Annotated in this window: 10 protein-coding genes; 3 read left to right on the top strand and 7 right to left on the bottom strand. The window is 30.4% G+C overall.

Annotated features, from left to right (window positions below):
* The 3 genes from AAC024_RS09710 to AAC024_RS09700 form a co-directional block, all read right to left on the bottom strand.
* On the bottom strand, positions 1–215 hold a 215-nt coding region (locus AAC024_RS09710; RefSeq protein ID WP_339895186.1), incomplete at its 3' end, for a heavy metal-binding domain-containing protein.
* A 280-nt stretch (positions 216–495) separates the two neighbouring features.
* On the bottom strand, positions 496–2,688 hold the full coding sequence (gene rnr, locus AAC024_RS09705) for a ribonuclease R (RefSeq protein ID WP_339895185.1): 2,193 nt from the start codon (positions 2,686–2,688) through the stop codon (positions 496–498).
* A 607-nt stretch (positions 2,689–3,295) separates the two neighbouring features.
* A complete protein-coding gene (locus AAC024_RS09700) occupies positions 3,296–4,414 on the bottom strand; it encodes an ATP-binding protein (protein WP_339895184.1) in 1,119 nt (372 codons plus the stop codon).
* 435 nt (positions 4,415–4,849) lie between these two features.
* Between AAC024_RS09700 and AAC024_RS09695 the strand changes: the two genes are divergently transcribed.
* The 3 genes from AAC024_RS09695 to AAC024_RS09685 all read left to right on the top strand — a co-directional run bounded on the left by AAC024_RS09695 (position 4,850) and on the right by AAC024_RS09685 (position 7,102).
* Positions 4,850–5,284 (top strand): RpiB/LacA/LacB family sugar-phosphate isomerase, encoded by a 435-nt coding sequence (locus AAC024_RS09695; protein ID WP_339895183.1) that lies wholly within the window; start codon positions 4,850–4,852, stop codon positions 5,282–5,284.
* Positions 5,285–5,588: 304 nt separating this feature from the next.
* On the top strand, positions 5,589–6,506 hold the full coding sequence (locus tag AAC024_RS09690) for a cation diffusion facilitator family transporter (protein WP_339895182.1): 918 nt from the start codon (positions 5,589–5,591) through the stop codon (positions 6,504–6,506).
* 152 nt (positions 6,507–6,658) lie between these two features.
* On the top strand, positions 6,659–7,102 hold the full coding sequence (locus tag AAC024_RS09685; RefSeq protein ID WP_339895181.1) for a GNAT family N-acetyltransferase: 444 nt from the start codon (positions 6,659–6,661) through the stop codon (positions 7,100–7,102).
* 54 nt (positions 7,103–7,156) lie between these two features.
* Here AAC024_RS09685 and AAC024_RS09680 read toward each other — a convergent pair whose 3' ends face one another.
* The 4 genes from AAC024_RS09680 to rnpA all read right to left on the bottom strand — a co-directional run bounded on the left by AAC024_RS09680 (position 7,157) and on the right by rnpA (position 11,588).
* On the bottom strand, positions 7,157–8,563 hold the full coding sequence (locus tag AAC024_RS09680) for a T9SS type B sorting domain-containing protein (protein ID WP_339895180.1): 1,407 nt from the start codon (positions 8,561–8,563) through the stop codon (positions 7,157–7,159).
* Positions 8,564–8,569: 6 nt separating this feature from the next.
* The gene (locus tag AAC024_RS09675; protein ID WP_339895179.1) at positions 8,570–9,427 is read right to left on the bottom strand and encodes an OmpA family protein; all 858 of its coding nucleotides are present in this window, start codon (positions 9,425–9,427) and stop codon (positions 8,570–8,572) included.
* Between the two features lie 142 nt (positions 9,428–9,569).
* Positions 9,570–11,204, bottom strand: coding sequence for a S41 family peptidase (locus tag AAC024_RS09670; RefSeq protein WP_339895178.1), 1,635 nt, complete (start codon positions 11,202–11,204; stop codon positions 9,570–9,572).
* 6 nt (positions 11,205–11,210) lie between these two features.
* On the bottom strand, positions 11,211–11,588 hold the full coding sequence (gene rnpA / locus AAC024_RS09665; RefSeq protein ID WP_339895188.1) for a ribonuclease P protein component: 378 nt from the start codon (positions 11,586–11,588) through the stop codon (positions 11,211–11,213).
* Positions 11,589–11,708: the final 120 nt, after the last annotated feature.

The raw sequence follows: 11,708 nt of genomic DNA, 5'->3' as shown, positions 1-11,708 counted from the left end.
CCCACAATAGCATTTGCTTTTAATTTAATGGCGTTTGCTTTCAAATCTTGAAAAGCATCTTCTTTTGCTTTATTAATAAAATCGTTATAAAGTACTTTATTTTTTTCTGTTTTAAAAGAAAACGACGTTTTAACATTAACCGATACACCTGTAACTATACCTAAATAATCTTGTATTTTATGTCCTTCAATTGTATTTGTTGTGGTTAATATCATGGTTTTTGATTTTGTATTATCTAAAGGTTAAATATGATTTATAAATATTACGAGAATTATAATACACGTTTTCACCCACCCCTTAATCCCCTCCAAGGAGGGGAAACCGAGCCGTATTTAAATATGTTAAAAAGACCTGCAAACTGTTTACTGTAAATTGCCGACGAACCCGCGGTTAAGGATTGAGGTATTTATTGAAGCTCTCCCGATTTTTAATCGGGAAGCGACTACCGAAAAGCCCGACCCTAAGGGTAACGCCCAAAAAATAATTATAATATTATTATTGAGGCTTTCCTAGTAAATTAAAGTCTAAGTGCTTTTTAACTAAATCGGTATTTTTAACTTTCACTACAACTTCGTCACCAAGTTGATATACCATTCCATTACTTCTACCAACCATAGCATATAAATCTTGATCAAACGCATAATGGTCATCATTCATGTCACGAACACTTACCATACCTTCACATTTATTTGAAATTATTTCAACATAAATTCCCCAATCGGTAACTCCTGATATTACACCAACAAATTCTTCATCTTTATGATCCTCCATAAAACGAATTTGCATGTATTTAATAGAATCTCGCTCTGCCCGAGTAGCTAAACCTTCCATATTACTAGAATGGTTACATTTATCTTCGTAAACGTCTTCATTAGCAGATTTTCCACCATCTAAATACAATTGTAATAAGCGATGCGCCATCACATCTGGATAGCGACGAATTGGTGATGTAAAATGACTGTAATAAGCAAAGGCTAAACCATAATGTCCTATATTACGTGTGGTATACTCTGCTTTACTCATACTTCGTATAGTTAAAGTATCTACCAAATTTTGCTCTTTTTTCCCAGCAACGTCTTGTAATAAATTATTTAAAGAAGCGGTTGTGCTTTTTCTATCTTTAAAATTAAGTTTATAACCAAAGCGACCAACTACATTTTGTAATGCTGCTAGTTTACTTTCGTCTGGTTCATCATGTACACGATAAACAAACGTCTTTTTTGGTGATTGTTTTCCGATAAATTCAGATACTTTTCTATTGGCTAGCAACATGAATTCTTCTATCAATTTATTAGCATCTTTACTTGTTTTAAAGAATACACCAACAGGATTTGAATGTTCATCTAAATCGAATTTCACTTCAACTTTATCAAAAGAAATAGCACCATCGCGCATACGTTGCCCTCTCATAATTTTAGCTAAATCATCCATTTTTAATATGGCATCTGCTAATTTTTGATCCGTTTGATATGCTTTTCCTGTTAATGATACTTCTGCAGGAATAGTATTGGTTTTTGACTCAATTACAGCTTGAGCTTCTTCATAAGCATAACGCGCATCACTATAAGTTACTGTACGACCAAACCATTGGTTTTTAATCTCTGCTTTATCATTCATTTGAAACACAGCTGAAAAGGTTAATTTCTCTTCATGTGGACGTAATGAACAGGCGTTGTTTGATAATACCTCAGGAAGCATAGGAACAACCCTATCTACTAAATAAACTGAGGTAGCACGCTCGTAAGCCTCGTTATCTAAAACAGTACCTTCTTGTAAATAATGTGATACATCGGCAATATGAATTCCTATTTCGAGTAAACCATTATCTAAAATTTCAAAAGAAAGTGCATCATCAAAATCTTTAGCATCTTTTGGATCTATAGTAAAAGTTAAATCCTTACGCATATCGCGTCTTTTTGCTATTTCTTCTTTTGTGATCGTCGTATCAATTCCGTTTGCAAAATCTTCAACTTCATGCGGAAATTCCATTGGTAAACCATATTCCGCTAAAATCGCGTGAATTTCTGTATTGTGCTCACCTGGTCTCCCAAGTACTTGAATCACTTTTCCATGAGGTGAATCTGCCTTTTCTGGCCAATCTTCAAGTTTTACTAATACTTTATCGCCATCCTTAGCTTTATTAATTTTGTTAATAGGCACAAAAATATCTGTCTGCATTTTATTACTATCTGGAACTACGAAAGCAAAATTCTTTTTGTTATGAATTTGAATAACACCAACATATTCTGATTTTGCACGTTTTATTACATTAGTAATTTCGCCTTCTAACTTACCTCGGTTTCTGCGTTTGTAAGCATAAAATTCTACTTCATCACCATGTAACGCTTTGTTTATATTATTGGATGCTATAAATACATCATCAGCAAAATCTTCACAAATGATGTAACCATTTCCTTTGGCGGCTAAATCTAATCTACCGGTGTGATATTCGGTATTTACAATGGCTTTAAACTTACCACGTTCAACTTCTTCAATCTCTTGTTTTCCTTGTAGATCTTTTAATTTTTTTATGATTTGATTTCGGCTGCTAGCATCATTAACACCGAGTTTAGCAGCTATTTGTTTGTAGTTAAAACTTTGATTTCTTTCTTTTTTTAATATACTTAAGATTGTATTTGTTAAGTTGGAAATCCCTTTATTGGATTTCGATTTTTTCTTTCTTGTCATGTAATTATTGTAATCATATTGAATTTCTAAAGTTAAGTGAAATTCGGTTATTTTTAAGGTAATTGTAAGGAGAAGATGTTTATTACCAGGTGCAAAGCTACAACTTAAATTTTAAATCATGTTTTTATAATGTTAAATCAAAGTTATCCACATTATATATTACATAATTAATTTTTCTTTTAAATTTAAAAAAATAAATGGTGGTTATTATAGCTTGTGAATAGCGGTATAACTTTATTGAACTTTACTTTGATATATATCTTATGGAATGTTGTTGATATGAAGTGAACAGTTTATAAATAGTTAACTCGTTTAATTTGAGCCTTTTTAGAAATACTATTAACAACTGTTAGCAACTTATATTAGCAACAATTTTTAATAAGTATTACATTTTATATAACTCACAACCATACATCCTTGTGCTTATAACTTAACTAAAAATTTACGCTAACTTATTTGCATGTTAACCGTAGGTTTTTGATTGAAAAATTAAATAGATATTCAATGTTTTTCTTATAAAAACTAATGCACACTTATTAACAAGTTACTAATATTTATATCAAGAGTAATAAACATTTTTGCTGTTGGTAAATAAAGTTATTTGGTATTAGAGTAAAAACTCCCAATAGTTTTGATTATGAATAACTTGTGTGGTTTTAGGTAAATATTTATTGGTAAATGATTTTGTGAAAGTCACTTTTTTATTAGGATTGTATTTAATTTCATAAGCATTAATATCTTGGTTCTTAATTTCTAAGTAATCAATTTCTGCTTGTTGGGTGTTTCTCCAAAAATAAGTATCGGAAAAATTGTTATTAAAAGCTAATTTCTTTTTTCGCTCACTAATAATAAAATTTTCCCATAGCGCGCCAACATCATCTCGAAACTCAATAGGTTTAAAATTTTTGATAATGCGGTTGCGTAGACCTAAATCCCAAAAATATACCTTTCTGCCTTTTTTTAGTTCGTTGTCTAGATTTCTACTAAATGCATTAAGACTGAATATGATAAAATTCTTTTCTAAAATATCAATGTATTTTTCAACAGTTAATCTATTGATACCTAAATCATTTCCTAAAGATGAATAGTTGATTTCACTACCAATCCTAAAAGCAAGCATTTGAACCAAGCGCTGAAGGGTTGCTGATTTTTTTATACCTTCAAGATTAAGGATGTCTTTATATAAAAAGGCTTCGACTAAATCGTTTAGAATTTTTTCCTCTTTTCCAGGATTAGAAACTACTTCTGGATAATAACCATAAATTAAACGATGGGGCATTAATCTTGATTCTTCAATAAAATTAGTATGTGTAACCATTTCGGAAAACGTTAAAGGATAAAGTTGTAATTTTTCTTTTCTTCCAACCATGGATTCTTTGGTTTTGTCTACCAATTCAAAAGCACTACTACCGGAAGCAATAACTTGAATTTCTGGAAAATTATCAACCATACGTTTAATAAGTAAGCCAATGTTGTGGATCATTTGCGCTTCATCTATAATTAATATGTTATGTTTACCAATAATGGTTTTTAATCTGTCTGAAGTCATGTTTTCAAGTAAGACTTGGATATCTGGTTCATCTCCATTTAGCCATAAATAAGATTTATCTTTAATAGTCTTTTTAATCAATACCGTTTTCCCTACTTGTCTAGCACCAAAAATAAGAATAGCTTTCCCTTTAAAAAGTAGATTTGTTAGTTCTTGGTGTAGTTGTCTTTTAATCATGATTTTGAAATATTATCTATATAAATATATAATAAAATAATATTATAATATCAAAAAAGTATAATAATATGATATTACAATATTAAAAAAGTATAATAATATATTATTTTAAATAATTTTCTTTAGTACATGACAAAAATATAAAAGTGTCACATTGAGCGCAGTCGAAATGCTTTTGAATACGATATTTCCAATGTCTTCGACTGCGCTCAGATTGACATCCGATATATTATCAATTTTTGTCATGTACTCAGCTAATTTTTATAGAAAAATTTAAAAAAAAATAAAACTGTTTATCAGCTAGTTATAATCCAGTCTTTGTTCCCTGCCTGTCGGTAGGCAGGTTGGTTCTATCAACGAAGTGGTCTTGATTCTTTACTGGACAATAATGATATATTTACTACCTTTATGCTTTTATAATTATACAATAATATTATGACAATTTCTATAGGAAACGATCACGCCGGAACCGACTATAAATTTGCTATAAAAGCATTATTAGAATCAAAAGGAATTACCGTTAATAATTACGGTACAGATGCTAATGATAGTGTTGATTATTCTGATTTTGGGCATCCTGTTGCAGAAGATGTTGAAACTAATAAAGCGGACTTTGGAATTCTAATCTGCGGAAGCGCAAATGGTGTTGCTATGACAGCTAATAAGCACCAAAAAATACGTGCTGGTTTATGTTGGAATAAAGAAATAGTTGAGTTAATAAGAAAACATAATAATGCAAATATATTATGTATTCCTGCACGATATACTGCTATTCCTCAAGCTGTAGAAATGGTTGAAACTTTTTTAAACACAGCATTTGAAGGCGGTCGTCACCAAAAAAGAATAGATAAAATTCCGTTATCTTGCTAATACCATCAATATATATATTAACACATATAAATCGTTTCTTTTTATCTATAATTTTGTTTAGTACATGACAAAAATATAAAAGTGTCACATTGAGCGCAGTCGAAATGCTTTTGAATACGATATTTCCAATGTCTTCGACTGCGCTCAGATTGACATCCGATATATTATCAATTTTTGTCATGTACTCAGATAATTTTTTTAAAAATAGAAACCATAACTAAGGCTATGATTTAGATTTTTGCCTTATTTTAACTAAAAATAATTCAATTTCTTTATGCATTACTATATATTTAAATTGGTATAAATGGGACACCATCATTCTCATAACCACACGCATTCACACAACGACTTAAAAGGTCGTAATCTTTTTATATCTATTTTACTTAATATTCTTATTACTGTATCACAAGTAATAGGAGGGATACTTTCTGGTAGTTTAGCACTTTTAAGTGATGCGCTTCATAATTTTAGCGATGTTATTTCTTTGGTAGTAAGTTATGCTGCAAACAAATTAGCAAAAAAACAAGCATCTTTTCACCGTACCTTTGGTTATAAACGTGCTGAAATATTAGCTGCATTCATTAATGCATCAACCTTAATAATAGTTGCTGTTTTATTAATTATTGAAGCTATTAAAAGATTTCAAAACCCACAAGAAATAGAATCTAATTTAGTTATTTGGTTATCGCTTTTAGGTATTATTGCTAACGGATTAAGTGTTCTTTTATTAAAAAAAGATTCTGAAGCTAATATGAATATGAAAAGCGCCTACCTGCATTTATTAACCGATATGATGGCAAGTGTAGCGGTTTTAATTGGCGGCTTATTAATGAAATATTATCAACTCTATTGGGTGGATAGTGTGCTTACTTTTGCTATTGCATTATATTTAATTTGGATGGGTTTTGATTTATTGAAAGATTCTACAAAAGTACTCATGTTATTCACTCCAGATACCGTTCCTATAAAAAAAATAGTGGATGAAATAAATGCATTTAAAAGTATAAAAAACGTGCATCATGTTCATGTTTGGCAATTAAATGAAGAAGAAATTCATTTAGAAGCACATATTGATTTTAGTGAAGATATTACCTTATCAGAATTTGATATCATTTTACACGAGATAGAAGATTTAGTATTTCACAAATACGATATCAATCATGTAAATATTCAACCAGAATATGGAAAAGACGATGCTAAAGATGTTATTGTACAAGATTAAATTAATAATTTTTTCATTTCCGTGAAGAAGGAAATCTCATTTTTAAAATTTGCCACGAAAGACCTGTCAGGTTTTCAAAACCTGACAGGTCTGAAAACAAAAACAAGATATAAACATTCGTGAATTAGTGGCTGATATTTATTTAATAAATTATGTTAGAAATTAAAGTCAAATCTTTTGAAGCACTCACAAAACATGAGTTGTATTATTTGTTACAATTACGCAGTGAGGTATTTGTGGTAGAACAAGATTGTGTATATCAAGATATTGATGGAAAAGATGAAAAAGCGCTTCATGTTTTAGGTTTTAAAGACGAAAAATTAGTTGCTTATACACGTATTTTTAAATCAGGAGATTATTTTGAAGAAACTAGTATTGGAAGGGTAGTAGTGGCTAAAAATGAAAGGCAATTTAAGTATGGCTACGATATTATGGAAGCATCAATTAAAGCTATAAAAAATCATTTTAACACTTCGGAAATAAAAATTTCAGCGCAATGTTATCTAAAAAAATTCTATACAAATCTAGGGTTTAAAGCAGTAGGCGAGGCCTATCTTGAAGATGATATTCCACATATAGCTATGGTAAAAGAATAATTTAAAATTTTTAGAAGCAAATAGGTTTCAACTGCGCTCAACCTGACATTTACATTAACGTTTTAAAGCAAAATAGCCTCGTAAAACTTCTCGCGAGTTTAAAATAATTTCATACCAATAACTCCCACTACTCAGTAATTCACCATTAAAAGTACCATCCCAACCTGAAGCACTATTTGGTAAAAATTTTAAAAGTTTGCCGTGTCTGTTATAAATACTAATATTGTTTATAAGGTTTAGTCTATCATAAACCTGCCATACATCGTTTACGCCATCATTATTAGGCGTAAAATATTTTGGTATAAAATAATCCTCATTATTAATAATTACAGTAAAACTACTTTCGTTGCTATTACAAGTGGATTTATTAAAAATATAAATGGTTTGCGAAGTGGTTATAACATCCCCAGGGTTTAAAGCTGTTCCCATTCCGTTAGATTCTGTAAAGTAATTACCACTGCTTAGTATTGGTAATGTATAAGCTGTTCCAATCACGTTTTCTAATGAATCAACAGGAACTACAAGATTACAATCATTAATTGTATCTACATAATTTGGAAAAAAAGCAGGCTCCCATAATGAACGATTTCCGTTAAGGTCATCTACAACAACACAATTTAAATCTGGATTTGAATCAAAATCAACTAAAACCATATTGTTGTTGTTTCCGTTTTTTAAATTTAAACTGCATAACTTATTACGCTCACATTCTAAACCTGTTAGACTAGAATTTTGAGAAAGATTAAGCGCTGTTAATTCATTATTAAAACATATTAAAACAGCTAAACGACTATTATCGGTAAGGTTTAAATCTGTTATCTGATTTTGTTCACACGATAAATAAGATAAGTTAGTATTACTACTAACATCTAAACTAGTCAATAAATTATTTCCGCATTGAAATCTATTTAAACCAACACTATTTGAAACATCAATGGTGGTAATTAGATTTTGTTCACAAACTAAAACATTTAAGATTGAATTATTAGTAGTATCTAGGTTTGTTAAAAGATTGTTTTCGCAACGCAAAGAAATTAAACCGGGATTTTGAGATACATTTAAGTTTGATAATTGATTACTAAAACACCATAATCTTACTAAGTTTGAAAGATTGGTAACATCTAAATTTATTAATTGATTTGCGCTACAATACAGTTCTATTAAATTTGTGTTTTGAGAGATGTTTAAAAGGGTTATTTGGTTATCAGAACAGTCTAAATTAGTTAAGCTTATAAAATCTTCAATACCAGTTAAATCTGTAATATTTCTACTTGCAATATCTAAATCTGTAATATTGCTAATGTTTGAAGTCGGTACATTATCATCTAAGGGCGCCGTATCAAAACCGAAATCTATTAAAGCTTGTTCAAAATTATCGTCGGGAACAAATGTATTTTGACACAGGCTGTTAAAAGAAATAAAACAGAAACTAATTATAATAAACTTGGTTTTGAAGCACATTAAAGTTTATTTAGCTTGGTTGCCCACATAAGTAATGAGTATTTCTACGCGTCTATCAAATTGAGGGTCGCCTCCTAGCGGAAATTTTCTACGTAAACCTAAATGACGCATACGTTTTTTATCTATGCCTTTCTTCGCAAAATAATCGTAAACATATTTGGCCCTAGCTTCAGATAAATTTCGTTTTTTAGTTTTTCTATTAACCGCATCTCTAGAGAATTGGGTACAACACACATGCCCTTGAATAGTAAAATAAATATCATCACGCTCTAAAAGTGCTTTCGCAATAGATTCTAAAGTTTTTTTAGAATCTGATGTTACGGTTGGGTATCCTGTTTTAAACAAGATGTTTTTAAATAAAATTTTATCGCCTTTAGCGCTTTCTTTTATGAGGTCTACAACATCCTTGTCTTTAGGTGTTTTTTCCTTTAAAATTTTTACAACTTTGGGTTTAGGCGGCTTGGGTTTTACTATAATCTCAACTTTTCTATTTAATCCTCTTATTTTTAAAAGATTTTCTTCTTCAACTATTTTAAGAAGTATTTCGCCTTTACCATCTACATTGGTTATTAATGTTTCGCTTATTTCATTATTAGCAAAAATGGCTTTAATAGCATCTGCTCGTTGTTGAGATAATATTAAGTTATAAGTATCTGCGCCTCTATCATCACAAAAACCAAATATAGAAATGGATTCAATATCAATATCGTTTAAAGTAGAAATAAATAGTAACAAACGATTTTCTTCCGTGTTTGGAACATCGTATTTATCTGTATCAAAATAAACTTCATGTGTTAGTTCATTTTGAGAAAAAGCAAAAACACTGCTGAAAGTAATTAATATTAATACCAATAATTTATTCATAGTAGGGCATTGAATAGGGGATAAATATACTATTTTTAATCTAAAACCATGCCACAAGCCTATATGTATGGGGTTTCATATAAACCACCAAACTGAATAAAAAGCTGTGTTTTAAGCTAATAGTTTTAAAAATAAACCCCTTTTATTTCAAATAACCTTGATAAGTGGTTGGGTTGCTAAGTATATCTGTTGCCTTTTTGATTTTGGTATCATGCATTTCAAAATACTCATACAAGCCTTCTCTGTACACATAACGTTTCACGATATCCTCCGTTAACAATTCTAATAAATAATCTTTATTTTCATCTATAACATTGGTTTTAGATGTATTTAAATTAGAAATCAGAGTGTTGAAATCATTTTCTATATCATCATTGAGTTCTTCTTTTTTAGCTGTTTCAAACGCTTTTTTTAATGCCTTTTCAGTATCGGTTTCAAAAGAGAAATTATTTATATTTAAATAGTTTTTAAAGGCTGAAAAATCTTTATCAGTAAGCTTTAAATTATTAATATCATCAAATTCGTGATTGTAATAATAATTGGTAGCGTAGTCAAAAATTAAGTCATTGGTTACAATAGCTGTTGTAATTGGTGAGATTTTGTTTGACCCTACAAGAACATCAGGAAACACACCACCGCCATCAAATACTTTTCTACCATTTTTGGTTTTAAAAGCGTTGTAATTCTCTTGTTTTACTTTAACCGCCTCACCTTTTTCATTTCTATTCCAATAATCTAAAGACTGAATACATCTACCTGAAGGTGTGTAATATCTTGAAATAGTAATTTTTACCTGTGTTCCGTAAGTTAATTGTTTTGGGCGCTGCACTAAACCTTTACCAAAACTTCTTGAACCTACAATTACGGCGCGGTCTAAATCTTGTAATGCACCAGAAACAATTTCACTAGCCGATGCGCTACTGCCATCTAAGAGAATAACTAAAGGAATTTCAGCATCAATAGGTTCGTTTTGTGTGATATAAGTTCGGTTATACTTTTTAACTTTTGATTTTGTGGTAACTACCAATTGCCCTTTGGGTACAAAAAGATTTACAATTTTAATAGCCTCATTAACCAATCCGCCAGGGTTTCCGCGTAAATCTAAAATAATACGTTCAGCACCTTGAGCTTTTAAATCGCGTAAGGCGTAATTAGTTTCAGCATGGGCTTTTCTACTAAATCTACTTAAAACAATATAACCTGTTTTATCATTTATCATTGAAAAATGAGGCACTGCTTTAATTTCAACTTCAGCACGTTTTATGGTTGCGGTTTGTGTTTTTCCTTGGCGCTTGTAAGTCACTTCAACCGAAGAATCAGAGACGCCTCTTAATAAATCACCCGCGTGATCATCATAATCTTCAACTAAAATAGTTCCAACTTTTATAATTTCATCACCCGCTTTTAGGCCCGCTTTGTCAGCCGGATAACCCTTGTAAGGCTCCACAACAACTAACTTATCTTTTTGCGTCTTTATTCTTGCGCCAATGCCTGTATAGTCGCCTGTATTGTTTATTCTGGCAGCTTCAACATCTTGCTCGTTCATAAAGTTGGTATATGGATCTAAATCTGCCAACATGCTTTTTATGGCTGTATCCATTAAATCACCAGGATTGGTTTCATCCACATAATTCATGTTTAATTCTTTAAACAACGTGGTAAAAATTTCTATCTGTTTAGCGATTTCAAAAAAATCATTTTTAAATGCTGTAGCTGAAAAGAATACAACAGCTGCTAATATTGGGATTATGATTTTCTTTCTCAGTAAGTTTCTCATGTTAATTTATTTTTCTGAAACTTTGCTTGAAAACTTTTCAAACAGCATTTTCATTATGGTTTCAACTTGGGTAAATGTGGGTTTATCTTTGCCAATGTACAAAATCATAAACGCATGTTGTGTTGTTAAATTGTTAAAAAAATCAGCTTTATTTAGGCGGTAAGCTTCTCTTAACAAACGCTTTATCTTATTTCTGTCTACTGCGGTTTTAAAATTTCGTTTACTTACAGATACGCCTGTTTTTGCAATAACATGATCTTCAAATGGTGTGGATAAATAAACTAATCGTAATGGAAATACTGAAACCGATTGCCCTTCAGTAAACAACTGATCAATTAACTTTTTACTTTTAAGCTTTTCTTTTTTAGAATAAGTAGCAGACATATAAAGATTTATGCATACAAAAATAGGAATAACAATTAACCATTTAGAATTCCACATGATAAAAATCATATTAAAAACGCCTAAATCAGAGTAATTTAATCCACTGAAAACCAATGTAGA

Source organism: uncultured Algibacter sp., assembly GCF_963976535.1.
GTDB lineage: Bacteria > Bacteroidota > Bacteroidia > Flavobacteriales > Flavobacteriaceae > Algibacter_B.
Note: the sequence above shows the minus strand (reverse complement) of the source record. Positions and strands in the feature narration are given on the sequence as shown.